This window comes from Enterobacter cloacae complex sp. FDA-CDC-AR_0164, from assembly GCF_003071645.1.
Lineage (GTDB): Bacteria > Pseudomonadota > Gammaproteobacteria > Enterobacterales > Enterobacteriaceae > Enterobacter > Enterobacter ludwigii.
This window is the reverse complement of record NZ_CP028950.1, coordinates 2558317-2575258: the sequence shown is the minus strand read 5'-3', so window position 1 is coordinate 2575258 and position 16942 is coordinate 2558317. Positions and strand designations below refer to the sequence as shown.

The window sequence follows — 16942 nt, the reverse complement described above, 5'->3', positions numbered from 1 at the left end:
ATCGATGATTACCAGAGTCATCCGATGAAGTCCTAAGAGCCCGCACGGCGCAAGCCATGTGGGCTTTTTTGTGTCTATCGTTGTCCGAGGGCAACCAGCTTAATCCAGAGAAATCGATGCAGCTCTCGCGTTTAGGAAAAGGGCTCGTCGTACCCTCGATTGCAATTTCTGTTTACGAAATTTATACCGCTGAGAATAAGGTCTCAGAATCGGGGCGGCAAATAGTGATAAACGCCGCAGGCTGCGTAATGGCGGGATTGATGTATGGGCCAGATGCACCTGTTTGTGTACTTATTGGTGGTTTTGTCAGCGGTGCTCTTGCAGTATGGGAGATGGGGAGTGTGTGGAATTGATTATGAAACAGGTTAATTCAATATCTCTGGTAAAGGGTCAGGAAGCGACAGATTTATCCCAGGCGCAGTCTAACGTAGTGATCAATGGCAATAGCACAGGCATTATTGTACAAGGGCAAATACTGGAAGCAGCTGTTCAGGTTAATGATCATCACTATATCTTTTTTAACGAATGACATTATTTTCGAGGAGTCACTGACAATTGCTCTTATCGATGCTAAGGATGGCGTTAAAGAAATCGTCCGTTTGGGTAATGAGTATTCTACGGGAAGTTTTGAGGTATTATCCGTTGCCGTAGCTAGTATCAATTTCAGATTCATTGGTAATTTTCTCTGGACAGTGAACAACGTCGACTCCCCGCGCTTAAGGCTTCCTTTTGGCTCAGACCCCAAGGTGTAAAACGAGAGGCTGGCCTGAAAAAATACATGACGATTTCAGCCACTCCTGCGCCAGAGAAAGTTCGTTGATGCGACTTTCTGCAAAGCGCAACGTCAGTACGTTAACATTGTAAAGGCCCCGACAAGACCTCTTATTATGTAGCTCGTAAAGCTACATTCTGCACGCGTCCATTCACACACTTTATTTATCCAGGCATAAGTCTGGAAAAACTCAGTAAATCAACATCCTTAACAGAATCTATAGTTTCGAAATTACACCACCCGCGTATACTGCATTCACGCCACCGAAAAACACCTGATCGCAAAAGGATTCGCACCCATGACAGCGTCCTCAAACCGCATCGTAAGCCAGGCTATCGTGGCTCTCACGTTTTTGTTCAGCGGCTGCGTTTACCATGATTATCCCTCCCCTCGTATTGAGGGCACATTGAATAACGCAGGAAAACCGCTGCCCCGGGTAACCGTTTCATTAGTGGAATTCGACCGACACATTGCCACGACACAAACGGATAATAACGGGTATTTTTCTTTCGTACCGCAGGGAGACTGGCATGTTTTTATACCCGTCGGACCGCAAGATCGCCTGAGTAGCTGGACACTGACAACAATCGACCCTCAGGGACAAAAACGCGATATTTACACATCCCAACGCTTTGGCGGGCCTTTTTCAGGCTATTCCAGGAGCGACAGCGTGAAACTGTTCTGCGAACTCTCCCCAACAAGCGGCGAGAGTCAAAATATATTTTGCGAAGCTCAGTGAGTTAATTAACTTTACTCATGGCCAAAAGCCACCAGTAATATGTATATACATGCCCCAGGTACACGGCATTGAACCTGAAAATAATTAATTCCTCTGCGTAACTAAATACGCTTCACGGTATAACGCCAAAATAACATTACAGTTTTTTCCTAAAGCCACGCCGCTTCGTCTGTGCCATGCTGAATCACGCTCATAACCGATAACGTTAAATGAGGATATTATGAAAAAAACAATTATCGCATTATCTGCCGTTCTGCTGGCTTCCCCAGTATTTGCTGCGACCACACATGCAACTGACGATACCGTCGCTGCGGCGAAGGCAAACGCCAACGACGCGAAGCAAAAACTGCACGAAGAGCAGAATAAAGGCGAAGAGCTGAAGCTGAAACAGAAGCATGCTGCAGAGGGTAAAACCGAAAACTTAGGCAGCAAGGTCAGCGAAGATTCCCAGAAAGCCTGGCATAAAACCAAAGAAGGCACCGAGAAAGGGTGGGATGCCACCAAAGAAGGTGCTGAGAAAGGCTGGAATAAAACCAAAGAAGGTGCCAGCGAGCTGGAAAAGAAAGTCACTGAGTAATCCCTTCGAGAGGCCGCAGACGCGGCCTTTTTTATTCCCTCCTGCCCTGCTCCCTGCAGACTAAACTTGTCTCAGGGGGACTCCATCATGAACAGCGAACACACCGCACCTGAAACCCAGGGCGTTACCGTTGAATTACTCTCCGTCGTCGATCTGGGTCCGGAAATAGCGGGCATGGCCGGGCGCCAGCTTCGCATGCGCAAAGTCACTCTCGCTCCCGGCGCGGTCTTTGGTCCGGTGCACAATCATATCGACAGACCGGGCACCGTGTTTATCCTTGAAGGTACCATCACCGATCATCGTCACGGTATTGCGACTGATTACGGTCCCGGTGTCGGCTGGCCGGAAGATCACAACACGGTCCACTGGCTGGAAAACCGGGGTCCGGTAACCGCCGTCGAGATCTCGGTGGATATTATTAAGACGTCCTGACGCCTAAAAGCCGAATAGATCCCCGGGGTTGCGCGTTAACGCCTTGCCACCCCTAAAGAGATCCTGAGATGCTGCGACGCCTGGTTATTCTGTTCGTGTTGCTCTGTCCGCTGGCGCAGGCCGCCCCGCAGAGCTATACCATTGATACTGAAAACACCGCCATACGGTTATCCTGGCACGCCTTCGGGGGGATCCTCTCCTGGGCCAGATTCAGTGGCGTCACGGGTTCCGTAACGCTTAACCCGGATAAGGATATCGATGACCATATTCATGTCACCCTTCCCGTGGCCACCCTGGTTGCCTCAAACAGCCTGCTCACCTGGCAACTGAAAAGCGACATGTTTTTTGAATCTGAACGTTATCCTGTTATCGAATTTATCAGCTCACGCGTGGTCGCTCAGGGTTCAGGAACGTTCAGGGTGTTCGGAACATTGACCGTACGCGACATTGCCCGCCCGGTCATTCTGGACGCCGTCGTGAAAGATCCGCACGCGCCGGTCCTTACGCTGGATGCGACAACAACCATTTCGCGCGCGGCCTACGGCATGGATAAATTTGCGCTGGTCGTTGATGACAGGATTGCCATCACCATTGCGATTCAGGCTAACGGTATCCCGTCATCCTGAAATCAGGCTTTGCAGCTGCTCTGCACTGCCCCGCAACTGTGGGAGCGGGTTGCGGCCGATCAGCACAAACTGATATCCCGCTTTCTGCCACCACACCAGGTTCATGTCGTGCCGCTGTTCCTGTTGAGCGGCTGTCGTTGTCTGCTCTGCCGGGGAGATGCACAGCGCCATCGGGCCATAGTCGGCATTTATCCAGGCTATTTGCGCGATAGAGGTGGTTTCATAGCGCAGCATGCGGACCATTTTAAGCTCTGCTCCATGCAGGATAAGCTGTGACGCCTGAAGTTGCAGGCCGATATCCTGCGCTGCCCGTTCCAGCCCACGCTGCAGAACATGCGGCGCGCTGTCCATATCCAGCAATGTCTCTACGCTGTAAAGCGACATGTATTGCGCTTCGAGGTCACGAATATGGGCGTTTTCATCAGACGGTGCGAAAGCGGGTCGCAACCCATATCCCACGCCGGAACCGACCACCAGGAAACTGACCGACGCGGCAATGAGTGCGCGCCGGCTTACGCCAGCCGGGGTAGCGGGCTTCGGATCGGGCAGTTCCGCCAGCCGGGCCTGCATTTTCTCCAGAGGAGCATCATCCAGCATAGCGGCAAACGCGCCGGGGTAATCCGCATTGCTTTTCATTAACTCGGCGGTCCGCCCGGAGAGGCGCTCGTCACGTCTCAGCTCTTCTTCAAATTTTTGCGCGTCGGCATGACACATCTCGCCATCTATCCATGCCACGATAGCCTCATCGTTATAGGGCGCTGTAAAACGGTGCGCGTTCAAGAGCGTTTCTCCTTAACCGGGGGCAAGGCATCGGCAGACGCTGCCAGCGTTGCCCGTGCCGTCGCCAGTCGGCTCATTACGGTACCGATCGGCACCGCCAGGGTGTTCGCGGCTTCCTGATAGGTAAAGCCTTCGACATACACCAAAAAAACCGTGTTGCGCTGGGCTTCCGGGAGCGCGTTGACGCGCTGCATCACCTTCAGGTAATGCAGGTGCGTCTCATCCTGTTCACGGGTATCCGGTGCCAGAAGCTCGTCGCTGGCGACAAACCCCTGCCCCTGACGAACATGGCGTGCCCGAAGCTCAGAGATCCAGATGGAGTGCAATATCGCAAACAGCCACCTGTCGATACGCGTACCGGGCATGTACTGACTGCTTTTTTCAAGCGCGCGGACGCAGGTGGACTGAACCAGCTCTTCGGCGACATCCCTGTTTCGCGACAACACCAGCCCATAACGCCAGAGACGTGAGAGGTGTGCGGCTAACTGTTGGCGAACCTCACGGGTAGCGATGTGTTTTCCCTCCACGAGAAAATCAGGATTCCGGATGTCCGTTAATGGCAGCCTGCAGGTCACGGTACTCTTCACAGGACTGGCCGCAAATACTGGCAATCACTTTCAGTTGCTCTTTGGCCAGATCCGGCCGTCCCTTGACCATCCACGCCTCGCCCAGGTATTCACGGGCTTTGGCATAATCCGGGGCGATAGCCAGCGCACGCTGGTAGTAACCGATACCTTCATCCGTACGACCCAGTTTGCGGGTGGCATACCCGCGATAGTTCCATGCTTCAGCCGTGTTGTTATTTTTTAACGAATCAAGAAGGTTCAGCGCCGCCTGGTACTCGCCTTTTTTAGCAAGGTGATAGGCATAGTTGGTTTTGTCCTGATCGCTAAGGCTGCTGCTCTTATCGGGCACACATTTCTGAGTTGCACTGTCATACACCTGTCCGGACGGACAGTCGGGTGTTTTGCTCTCGGTACTATTATCGCCCATCGCCAGCGCGAGAGGAGACAACAGGGAAAAAATCAGCACCGGGATCAAACGCACAGAGGTGGTGTTCATAAAAGGCTCCAGGGTGAAATGGGAATGACGTCAGTAAACGCGTGAGCGATGCATTTTATTCATTCCCGGGCCCCTCTTTTTTTCTCAGAATCATGTTGACGTCGTATCCCCATTAAATATTGACCGGGATATTTTATCTTTACTCCCTGTTAGTTGTTATTTTTCTCTCAGTAGCAGAATTCCGGCACCGCACAAGAATATATTTTTAATTAATTACTAACATAATATATGTTATATCAAAAACGTTACCCTAACTTAAACGCACATTAAGCCGGCATAAACAATAGCGTTTAACGCCATCCTAAAAAAAGTCCCCTGCTAAATATTTATTCATGGCAAATGATAAAACACCGCATTTTACAAACAAATAAAAAAACAATAAATACAACATGTTATATTTTTAAAATTATAATAGCCAGCTATGAATTAATGCCCCCTTCAACGCTTCATACAGTGTTTACAGATGCTTAATTTGCACATTCAGACTTTTCTGGCTATATCATTTTTATATCGTCAAAACCAATACCTCTATTAATTACAGGGTTTTATACAACACAAAAATACAAATAAACGACATTCTCTCTCATGAGTAATTAGATTCGCTCTGATGTTGCCACTCTGGATTATGGCGGGCATCGTTCGCTCTAAAAAAAATAACGGTGAGTGCTGCGTAAATAACAGCAACTCCGCCGGGGGCGTGCTTTACCTTCCGCAGAGATGGCGCATCTTGCACGCCGTTCACGACAACTCTGCTGGAGTAATACCTAAATGAGCCAAATCTCTGTTATATCGAAACTCACTGGCGTGGAAACTACCACGGAAGGCACACAGGTTACGCTGAGCCATTCCTCTATCGTTGAGCTTCATGTAGAGCGAGCCGATGTCTCCCACTTCGCCCGCAGTGGTAACGATCTGGTGGTCACGCTGCACTCTGGCGAGGTCATTACCCTGAAGAATTTCTACGTCACCGACGCGGAGGGGGTGAGTCAGCTGGTCCTGGAAGAGAGTGACGGTGCGCTGTGGTGGATTGAAGATCCTACCGGGGCTGCTACCTACGAATCTATCGCCTCCACGGACGTATTACTGGCGGCCTCAGGCGGTGATACCGGTGGCGCAGCCATCTGGCCATGGGTACTCGGTGGTCTTGCTGTCGCAGGCGGGATCGCTGTCGCGGCAAGCAGCGGCGGCGGAGGGGGTGGCGACGATGATGATGACAATACGAACCCCGGCACGCCGGGCAATCCTTCCGATCCGGATACCACACCGCCAAATGCGCCTTCCAACCTTCAATTCTCCTCAGATGGTAAAACTGTCACAGGTACTGCCGAACCCGGCAGTACGATTACGCTGAAAGACGCGGACGGCAATCTGGTCGGCACGGGTAAAACCGGTAGCGACGGCAAATTCACCATTGTTCTGGGCACACCGCTGACGAATGGCGAGCAACTTACCGCCACAGCAACCGACTCATCAGGCAATACCAGCCAGGCCGGCCATGTTACAGCACCGGATACCACCGCACCCGATGCGCCCGATATCGTAATTGTGAATGACGACGTTGGCGGAGAAACCGGACCGCTGACTAACGGTCAGCGTACCGATGATGCCCGCCCCACCTTCAGCGGCATCGGCGAAGCAGGCAGTACCATCACCCTGTACGATAATGGTCGGCCGATTGGCACGACCAAGGTTGATGCCAGCGGAAACTGGACCTTTACCCCGGGTACAAATCTCGCTAACGGAAGCCATTCCATTACCACCACCGCGACCGACGCGGCAGGTAACACCAGCCCAGCCTCCGGCGCCGTGACCTTTGTGGTGGATACCGTCGCCCCCACAGCGCCAGCCATCACGCTCGTGTCAGACGATACCAATCCGGTCACCGGCTCGGTCAGTAACGGTGGTAGCACCAACGATCAGCGACCACAGCTTACCGGCACCGCGGAAGCCGGATCTACGGTCACCATTTATGATGGCGGGATCGCGATTGGCACCGCTGTCGTTGCCAGCAACGGCACCTGGACGTTTACCCCTTCGATCAATCTCAGCGAAAGCACGCATCAGCTCACCGTCCGGGCAACCGACGCCGCCGGTAACACCGGACCGGCTTCCCCGGTGTTCACCGTTACCGTCGATCTCACCGCACCAACTGCGCCAACCGCCATCGTGCTAAACGATGACACGGGCGCCATCAAAGGCGCAATTACCTCTGGCCTGTTCACTGATGCCACTAAACCTGTTCTTGCAGGGAGAGGAGAGCCCGGTGGGACAATTACGATTTTTGATAACGGCGTGCCCATTGCGACCGTTAAAGTTCAGCCCAACGGCACCTGGAGCATCACACCGGACAAACCGCTTTCGGAGGGGGCTCACTCAATAACGGTGCAGGTCACCGACGCTGCCGGGAACCAGAGTGGGTTGTCGCAGCCAATCAACTTCATTGTCGATACCACGCCGCCGGAAACGCCCGACATCACGCTTAATCCGGCAGGCACGCAGATTACCGGCACTGCCGAGCCAAACAGCAGCATTGTCATCACCAGCAGCGACGGCACCATAATTGGCCGGACGACAACGGACGGCAACGGCAACTTCGTTGCCACGTTAACGCCGGCGCAAACTAACGGCCAGCAGATCTCCGTGGTGGCGTCTGATGCTGCTGGTAACCAGAGCACACCTGCGACCGTCACGGCTACGGACACAACCCCTCCTGTCGCCCCCGGAAACCTTCAGGTGGCAGATAACGGCCAGAGCGTCAGCGGCACGGCGGAGCCAGGCAGCACCGTCACCATTAAAGATCCTAACGGCGCGGTCATCGGTGAAACCACCGCCAACAGCGATGGCACCTTTACGGCGGTTATTAGTCCTGCACAGACCAACGGTGAAGTGCTGACGGTCGTGGCAACCGACGGCAGCGGTAACGCCAGCCTGCCCGCTACAGCCGATGCACCAGATACCACGGCGCCACTGGCTCCGGATAACGTTGTTGTCTCAGATGACGGTACCAAAGTGACAGGTACCGCAGAGCCGGCCAGCACCGTGACCATCCGCGAAAATGGCGTCACGGTTGGCGAGGCGAAAGCCAATGACGACGGCAGCTTCACCGTCACGCTGACCCCACCCAAAGCCAACGGTGAAACCCTGACCGCAGATGCCACCGATCCCGCCGGCAATACCGGGCCAACAACGCCTGCCATTGCGCCGGATATTACCGCCGCGCAAACGCCGGTTATCGTTTCAGTGGACGACGATGCCTCTGCCACTACGGGCCCTGTCGCCCAGAACGGGCTCACTAATGACCGGACGCCAACCATAAACGGAACGGGCGAGCCTGGCACAACCATCACGCTCTCCAGCGGCGGCACGGTCATCGGCACGGTACTCGTTCCGGCATCTGGCGTATGGAGCATCACGCCATCCTCGCCGCTTGCTGATGGCGGCCACGTGCTGACGGCAACGGCAGTTGACGCCGCCGGTAACCCAAGCGGGCCATCAAATGCCTGGAGTATCACTGTCGACGGTACTGCACCCGAAGTACCGGTAATTTCGCAAGTGGTGGACGATGTTCAGGGAAGCACAGGTGCGCTCACCGCAGGTGCCATTACGAACGATCCAACCCCGACACTCAACGGCACTGCAGAACCGGGCTCAACGGTCACCATTCGTCTGGACGGTGTTGATATCGGCACCGCGCTGGTCGGTAGCGGCGGCGCGTGGACATTTACGCCAGGCACACCGATTGGTAACGGTGAGCATACCCTGACCGCCGTCACCACCGACGCGGCAGGTAACATCAGCCTGCCGTCAGGCGGCTTCACCTTTACGGTCGATATCACCCCGCCACCGGCGGCGACCATCACAACCGTAACCGATGACGTCGGTGACGTTCAGGGCCCGCTCACCAGCGGCGACACCACGGATGACACGCAACCGTTGCTTCAGGGCAGCGCGCCGGCGGGTACGGTTATTACGCTTTATGATGGCAATACCCTGCTCGGTACCGCCACACTCGACGGTACCGGCGGCTGGAGCTTCACCCCTACCACCCCGCTCACCAACGGCTCGCACTCTCTGACGGTTCATGCGACCGATACCGCGGGGAATACGACCGTCTCCAGCCCGTTTGTGCTGGTGGTCGATACCGTAGCACCCGCCACGCCGGAGACGCCAGAGATCACCGTGAACCCTGACGGCGGCACAACAGAAACCCCGCTGAACCCGGGAGAGACCACCCGCGATACCACGCCGACGCTGAGCGGCACCGGCAATCCGGGCGATACCGTGACTATCTACAACGGCACCGACAAAATTGGTGACGCCGAGGTGGACAGCAACGGTAACTGGACATGGACACCGGATACCCCACTGGCCAACGGTACCTACGACATCACCCTGACCGTCACCAACAAGGACGGCGCGGGCAACGAAAGCGCCCCGTCCCAGCCGGTGACCATCACCATTGACACCGACCCGCCAGCTACGCCAGCAGCACCGGTGATTACGGACAGCGTCAGCCAGATAACCGGACCGGTTGCCGACGGGGAAACCACAAACGATCCGCGTCCGGTCCTGAGTGGCACCGGCACAGCGAACGATGTGCTTATTATTTATGACAGCATTAATGGTCAGCCTGCCACCGAAGTGGGTCGCGTCACCGTAGACAGTAACGGCAACTGGAGCTGGCGCCCTGACGCCAGCATTGATGAGGGAAGCCACGAATTTACCGCCACCGCCACCGACGAAGCCGGTAACGTTTCGGCGGCGTCACCGGGGATCACTATCACCGTTGATACCGTGGCACCTGATACGCCTGTCATTAGCGCCGTTGGCGGTAAGCCAGACGGTGGTGTTACCACGGATACTACCCCCGGTGTGGGCGGTACTGGCACTGCGGGCGAAACGGTCATCGTTTATAACAATGGCGTTGAACTAGGACGCGTCGAAATCGGCAGCAATGGCGAGTGGTCTCTCGATCTTCCGACCCAGACTGATGGCCCACTCAACATCACCGTTGCGGCAGTCGATGCTGCGGGTAACGTCAGCGGCCTCAGCCCGGTCTTCACCGTCACCGTTGATACCACTGCGCCAGAAATCCCGCTGATTAACGCGGTGTCTGACAGCCAGCTCACAAGCAATGTGCTTTATACCCGTGATGGCACGCCTACCCTCACGGGCACCGGCGAACCGGGTACCACCGTTATCGTCTCCGTAGACGGTACAGCATCCACGGTGCCGGTAACGGTACAGCCGGACGGCAACTGGAGCTGGACCGCCGACAGCACGCTGGCGGAAGGCCCGCATACCTTTACCGTCTCCGCGGTCGATCCGGCTGGCAATACGTCCGGTAGCTCTGCACCGCTTAGCGTTAACGTCGATACTCTGGATCCGGCTGCTCCCGCGGTTACTGGCATAGCCGCTCAAGGTACTCCATTGACCGGCACCGCCGAAGCGGGGGCTACCATCACTGTAACCGATAACAATGGTAATGTTCTCGGTACAGGCGTAGCCACCGGTGGCACCTTCTCCATCGCGCTCAGCCCAGCCCAAACGGATGGCGCTGTGCTGACGGTGACCGCGACCGATGCCGCGGGCAACCTCAGTCCTGACGCATCCTACACCGTCACCGGTACGCTGCCGAATCTTCCGGATGTGCCCATCATTACGGCGATTAACGATGATGAAACGCCTGTCACCGGCGACGTGAAAGACAAAACCACCAACGACATTACCCCGACACTCGTGGGTACGGCCGAAGCGGGCAGCATTATCACCATCTACCAGGACGGCATCGCGGTTCCGCTGATCAACGTGATTGCTGATGCGGACGGTAACTGGAGCTATACCCCACTGATTGCGCTGGGTGAAGGGCTGCACACCTTTGAAGTAACCGCGACGGTCGGGCTCTCGACCAGCGGCCGCTCGCCGGTTGCAACCGTCACCGTTGACCTCACCGCACCGGACACGCCGACCATTGGCTCAGTGATTGATGATGTCGGCCCTGGCACTGGTCAACTCACCAACGGGCAGACCACCAACGACAACCAGCCTACCCTTACCGGCTCCGGCACGGTGGGCGATACCATCTCCGTTTACAGCAACGGAACCCTGCTGGGTACCGCACTGGTCGGCAATACGGGGACCTGGGTCTTCACACCGCCCGCGCTGGCGGAAGGCAATAACGTTCTAACCATCCGCGAGACCGATCCCGCGGGCAATGAAAGTGGTCTGTCGACAGACTTCACCATCGTCGTTGATACGGTTTCCACCACACCGGTGATCACTAACGTAACGGATAATGTGGGCAATGCTGCCACCACGATTGTGAGCGGCGATCCGACTAATGACGCGACGCCAACCCTTTCGGGGACGGCGGAAGCGAACAGCGTGGTGAAAATTTTCGACGGCGGTACCCAGATTGCCGTGGTCACGGCTGACGGCACCGGTGCCTGGACGTTCACCCCTGACACCGCGCTCGGCGAAGGGTCTCACGCTTTCACCGTTACCGCCACCGATCCACAGGGCAACGTCAGCCAGGTGTCTAACGGCTGGAACGTCGTGGTTGACCTGACGGCGCCAACGGTTCCAACGCTGGATACGGTTAACGACAATGCCCCTGGCGGCGTGACCGGCAACCTCACCAGCGGGCAAGTCACCAACGACACCACCCCGACGATCGGCGGCACCGGACAACCGGGCAGTACAATCCATATCATGAATAATGGTACGGAGATTGGTCTTGCGACCGTCGACGGAAGTGGTAACTGGACCTTTACCCCGAGCACGCCGCTGGGCGAAGGCAACTATCTCCTTCGCGCCTACGCCACCGATGCGACAGGCAATGCGTCAGCAAACTCGTCGGTCTTTGCCTTTACCGTGGATGCAGCAGGCCCTGCTGCGCCACTGGTCAGCAGTGTGATTGACGACGTCGGCCCGGTCACCGGTACGCTCACTACCGGCAACAGCACCAACGACGCGCGTCCGACCTTCAACGGTACGGGCGAAGTGGGTGCCACAGTGCATATCATTGTGGATGGCAACCAGATTGGCACCGCGGTGGTTAATGCCCAGGGGAACTGGACCTACACGCCTGACACCGCCCTGAGTGACGGGCCTCATGCCATCACCTTCAATGCCACCGATGCGGCTGGCAACACCGGCAGCACGACGGCACCGTTTAACCTGACAGTGGATACGGCACCACCGGCGGCACCGGCCATCACGACCGCGGGAGACAACGCAGGCAGCGTACAGACGCCGCTGACTTCCGGGCAAAGTACCGACGACACCACGCCAACGTTGACGGGCACCGCGGCAGCCAACGCCACGGTGACCATCTATGAGAACGGACAGCCGGTCGGCACCGCGCTGGCGGATGGCACCGGAGCATGGAGCTTTACGCCGTCATCAGCGCTGAGCAATGGCAGTCATACCTGGACCGCGACCGCGACCGACGCGGCGGGGAACGTCAGCCCGGCTTCGCCTGGCTTTACGCTGGTTGTTGATACCAGCGCACCCAATGCGCCGGTTATCAGCCAGGCCGTTGACGATGTGGGCAGCATCACCGGCCCGCTCAGTTCAGGACAGACAACCGACGACACCGTGCCACGGCTTGTCGGGACCAGTGAGCCGTTTGCGACTGTGAATATCTACGAAGGCACAACGCTTGTCGGAACGGGCACCGCGGATGCCAGCGGCAACTGGAGTATCTTGCTCACGACCACCTTAGCCACGGGCGCGCACAGCTTCACCGCGCAGGCCACGGATGCAGCGGGTAATACCAGCGTTTCGTCAGCGGCCTTTAGCCTGACTATCGACACGACGCCGCCAGCCCTGCCGGTACTGAGCAGCATTGTGGATGATGTGGGCAATGCGGCTACGCCGATTGCCAATGGCGGATTGACTAACGACGCGCAGCCTACCCTCACGGGTACGGCGGAAGCGGGCGCCACGGTGAAAATTTTCGATAACGGCGTCCAGATCGGTAGCGCGGTCGCGACCGGCGGGGCATGGAGCTTTACCCCTTCTCCGGCGCTGAGCAACGGGTCACACAGCCTGACCTTTACCGCCACCGATGCCGCGGGCAATACCAGCGCCCCGACCACCGCCTATGTGATCAACGTGGATGCCGCCGCGCCAGCTGCGCCGATCATCAGTGCGGTTGTCGATGATGTCGGCAGCATCACCGGACCGGTAACCGGCAATAACCCGACCAATGACGCGCGCCCATCGCTGAACGGGACCGCCGAAGCCAACGCGACGGTGCGCATCTATGACGGCACGACGCTTGTCGGCACGGTCACCGCCGATGCGAACGGCAACTGGACGCTACCGCAAACCACCACCACACTGACGGAAGGCACGCATAACTTCACCGCCACCGCCACCGATGCCGCGGGCAACACCAGTACGCCATCGGCCACCACCACCATTACCGTGGATCTGACTGCACCGAACGTGCCGGCAAGCCTTGCCGTGATCACCAACGGTACGCACGTCACCGGGACCGCCGAAGCGGGTAGCACCGTTACCATCACCACCAGTACCGGAACAGTGCTCGGTACCGCGACGGCTGACGGCAGCGGAAACTTTAACGCGACAATCACGCCGGCCCAAACCAACGGTGAATCACTGCTGGTCTATGCCACCGATAAGGCGGGTAACGCCGGTGTCAGCACGTCGGTGATTGCCCCTGCGACGCCGGTGCCGAACGCACCGCTTATCACCACCATCAACGATAACGTCGGCACCGTCACCGGTAACCTGACCAACGGTAAAACCACTGACGACACCACGCCAACCCTGAGTGGTACGGCCCTGCCAGGCACCACCGTCACGCTGTATAACAACGGCGTGTCGATGGGAACGGCAGTGGCAGATAGTTCAGGCAACTGGACCTTCACCACCCCGGCGTTAAGCGAAGGCTCTCACGCCTTTACCGCCACGGCGACGAACAGTTCGGGCACCAGCCCGGTCTCTTCCGCCACCAGCGTGATTGTCGATCTGACGGCGCCAACGGCCCCAACCGGAACCTTTAACGCTGACGGTAGCGTATTGACCGGTAACGCGGAGGCAGGCAGTACCGTCTCTATCCGTCTTGGCGATGGCAGCACGGTGACCACAATCGCGGGCAGCAACGGCACCTACAGCTATACCTTCCTCAATAAACAGACGGAAGGTCAGACGCTGCAGATCACCGCCACCGATGCCGCAGGTAATACGTCGCAGCCCGGCTCAGCCCTCGCACCGATCGTCCCGCTCTCCGCCAGCAATAACGTCGAAGAGCTGGATATCAGCACCACGGCCACCGTCACCAACAGCCAGTACAGTGATTATGGCTTCCTGCTGGTGGGTGCCGTAGGCAACGTCCTCACGTTGCTGGGTAATGATACTGCTCAGGTGGACTTCACGGTGGGCAGCGGCGGCAATGCAGATATTGTGGTGAACGCCAATGCCACGGGTGCGGTACTCTCCCTGCTCAATACCCTTGAGCTGGTGGTACAGCGCTGGGACAGCGTCAACGGTACCTGGACTACCGTGGTGGATACCGGACAACCCCAGTTTGCCGATCTGCTGACCCTCGGGGCCACCGGCGTATCGCTGAACCTGACCGGGCTGGCGAACGGCGACTACCGGGTGCTGAGCTATAACACTAACCTGCTGGCGACCGGCTCCTACACCAGCCTCGATGTGGCGGTGAAAGAAACCAGCGCCGGTACCGTGACGGGCGACACCAGCCTGAACGGTAACGTAATTCTCGACGCCGACCCGACCGCGGGCAGCGACAACGCACCGGCAGGGACCACGATCTCTGCTGTCACCAACGCACTGGGTGTCACCACCAGCGTGAACGCCGACGGCACGGTTGTTCAGGGCCAGTACGGTACGCTGACCATTAACCGCGATGGCAGCTACACCTACAACCTGACCGACACCAGCGCCTCGGTCGTGGGCCGGACGGAGAGTTTCACCTACACCATTACCCATAACGGCGTCAGCGCGTCGGCGAACCTGGTTCTGTCGCTGGGTGCCGGTACTACCGCTAACGGTATTGTGGCGGTGGATGACACGGCCTCGCTGACCTTTGACACCTCGGTCCATGAAATCAATAACGGCACCTCGTCGCAGGGCGGCTTTACCGTGGTGGGGATCAATCTCGGCAACACGCTGGGGCTGAACCTGCTGGACGATCTGAGCAATCCGATCATCTACAACGTGGAGGAAGGTACCACCCGCACCATGACCATTCAGGCTTCCGTGGGCGGTGTGGCGCTGGCGTCGGTATTCGACCTGTATGTCTACAAGTTCAATAACGCGACGCAGACCTTCGAGCAGATGCGCGTCGAACCGGGCTGGCTGCGTGCGCCGTTGCTGGGCGGTACCTCGTCTCAGCTGACGCTGAACCTGCCTGCCGGGGAGTACCTCTTCCTGCTGAATACGGCTGCAGGGATCACCGCCCTGACCGCCTACACGCTGAACGTGCTGGAAGATCATGTCTACAGCGTGTCGAGCGTGGGCGAGACCACCACCGGAGATGTGCTGGATAACGATGTCGCAACCGGCGCGGTGGTATCAGAAGTGAACGGCGTGGCGGTGAACAGCAGCGGTCTGACCGACATTCAGGGGGAATACGGCACGCTGAGCATCAATGCGTCCGGACAGTACACCTACACCCTGAAAACCGGTGTGGGTGCTGACGCGATCAGTACGCCGGATACGTTCGTCTATACCATTACCGCGCCAAACGGGGCGAAGGATACGGCATCGCTCAACATCACCCCAACCGCGCGGGCGATGGATGCGGTCAACGATGTCAGTACCGCGATGGACGTCACCTCAGTGCATCACACGACGACCTACTCGGATACCACCGTCGGGACGGCCAGCTGGACAACCGCGCTGCTGTCATCAACCCAGGGCAGCGGGAGCGGAACCTTCGTGGTGGATCCGAACACCGCGCTGCATAACGTGTCGCTGCACTTTAACGTGGCATCGCTGCTGGCATTGGGCGGCCTGACGGTGAACTGGTCAATCAGTGACGGTTCGAATGTTGTTCGCAGCGGCTCCTTCAGCGGCGGTTCGCTGTTGGGTGGCAATATCGACATCGCGCTCTCCGGGCTGGACCTGAATGCCGGGACCTATACGCTGAGCTATACCGGCAGCGTACCGGGGCTCAGCGTGGGGAACATTACCATTACCCCAAGCGTGAACGGCACCACCTACTCGCTGACCCAGTTCGACTCTACCAGCGGCCACACCGTTGACGGCAACATCTTCGATGGCACCGACTCTGCCGGGGCGATGGATCAGTTGCATTCGGTGGATACCCGCCTCAGCGTGACCGGCTACAACGGCGTGACCACCACGCTGGATCCGTACACCGGCAGCGCAACGGTCAACGTCGTCGGCCATTACGGCACGCTGGCAATTGCTGCGGACGGCCACTACACCTACACCCTCAACACCGGGGTGTCGCTCTCAACCATCACCTCGAAGGAGACCTTCAACTACACCCTGACCGATGCCGACGGGAAAACAGACAGTGCCACGCTGACCATCAATATGGCGCCGCAGTTCATCAGCTCGGAACATAACGACGTCATTACCGGCACCGCCTACGGCGACACCCTGATTTACCAGGTGCTGAACGCCACCGCAGGCAACGCGACCGCGGGCAACGTCAGCAGCACTGCCGGCGATCACTGGACCAACTTCTCGCTCACGCAGGGGGACAAAATCGATATCGGCGATCTGCTGGTGGGCTGGAACGGGAGCAGCTCAACGCTCGGTAATTATCTGCATGTTACTAATAGTAATGGCAATACCGTGATCTCCATCGACCGTGATGGTTCAGGGAGCACCTACACTAATACGACGCTCGTGACGCTGGATAACGTCCAGACCACCTACGACGAGTTAGTGAACCAGCAACACATCGTTACCTGATAGCACCTGCA

General features: G+C 57.4%; 10 protein-coding genes. 7 read left to right on the top strand and 3 right to left on the bottom strand.

What is annotated here, in order from left to right; genetic code table 11:
• Positions 1 to 56: 56 nt before the first annotated feature.
• The 6 genes from AM410_RS12685 (at position 57) to AM410_RS12660 (ending at position 3146) form a co-directional block, all read left to right on the top strand.
• Positions 57 to 353, top strand: a complete 297-nt coding sequence (locus AM410_RS12685; RefSeq protein ID WP_108647910.1) for a hypothetical protein — start codon at positions 57 to 59, stop codon at positions 351 to 353.
• A gap of 2 nt (positions 354 to 355) precedes the next feature.
• Positions 356 to 529: a hypothetical protein gene (locus tag AM410_RS24125; RefSeq protein WP_233098554.1), complete on the top strand. Its 174-nt coding sequence runs from the start codon at positions 356 to 358 to the stop codon at positions 527 to 529.
• Between the two features lie 541 nt (positions 530 to 1070).
• Positions 1071 to 1511: a hypothetical protein gene (locus AM410_RS12675; RefSeq protein ID WP_073396531.1), complete on the top strand. Its 441-nt coding sequence runs from the start codon at positions 1071 to 1073 to the stop codon at positions 1509 to 1511.
• Positions 1512 to 1731: 220 nt separating this feature from the next.
• Positions 1732 to 2088, top strand: coding sequence for a hypothetical protein (locus AM410_RS12670; protein ID WP_014171277.1), 357 nt, complete (start codon positions 1732 to 1734; stop codon positions 2086 to 2088).
• Between the two features lie 87 nt (positions 2089 to 2175).
• A complete protein-coding gene (locus AM410_RS12665) occupies positions 2176 to 2520 on the top strand; it encodes a cupin domain-containing protein (RefSeq protein ID WP_020883895.1) in 345 nt (114 codons plus the stop codon).
• A gap of 68 nt (positions 2521 to 2588) precedes the next feature.
• Positions 2589 to 3146, top strand: coding sequence for a YceI family protein (locus AM410_RS12660; protein WP_025203421.1), 558 nt, complete (start codon positions 2589 to 2591; stop codon positions 3144 to 3146).
• Here the strand turns inward: AM410_RS12660 and AM410_RS12655 are convergent.
• The 3 genes from AM410_RS12655 to AM410_RS12645 are packed head-to-tail and all read right to left on the bottom strand — an operon-like array spanning position 3138 to position 4988.
• Positions 3138 to 3926, bottom strand: coding sequence for an anti-sigma factor family protein (locus AM410_RS12655; protein ID WP_047356646.1), 789 nt, complete (start codon positions 3924 to 3926; stop codon positions 3138 to 3140). The two genes, AM410_RS12660 and AM410_RS12655, sit on opposite strands and share 9 nt — an antisense overlap.
• Complete coding sequence (locus AM410_RS12650) at positions 3923 to 4453, bottom strand: sigma-70 family RNA polymerase sigma factor (RefSeq protein WP_080346980.1); 531 nt, start codon at positions 4451 to 4453, stop codon at positions 3923 to 3925. Before AM410_RS12650 ends, AM410_RS12655 begins: the two co-directional genes overlap by 4 nt.
• Before the next feature lie 7 nt (positions 4454 to 4460).
• The gene (locus AM410_RS12645; protein ID WP_108647908.1) at positions 4461 to 4988 is read right to left on the bottom strand and encodes a tetratricopeptide repeat protein; all 528 of its coding nucleotides are present in this window, start codon (positions 4986 to 4988) and stop codon (positions 4461 to 4463) included.
• Between the two features lie 768 nt (positions 4989 to 5756).
• Here AM410_RS12645 and AM410_RS12640 point away from each other — a divergent pair.
• On the top strand, positions 5757 to 16931 hold the full coding sequence (locus tag AM410_RS12640) for a BapA/Bap/LapF family large adhesin (RefSeq protein WP_108647907.1): 11175 nt from the start codon (positions 5757 to 5759) through the stop codon (positions 16929 to 16931).
• Positions 16932 to 16942: the final 11 nt, after the last annotated feature.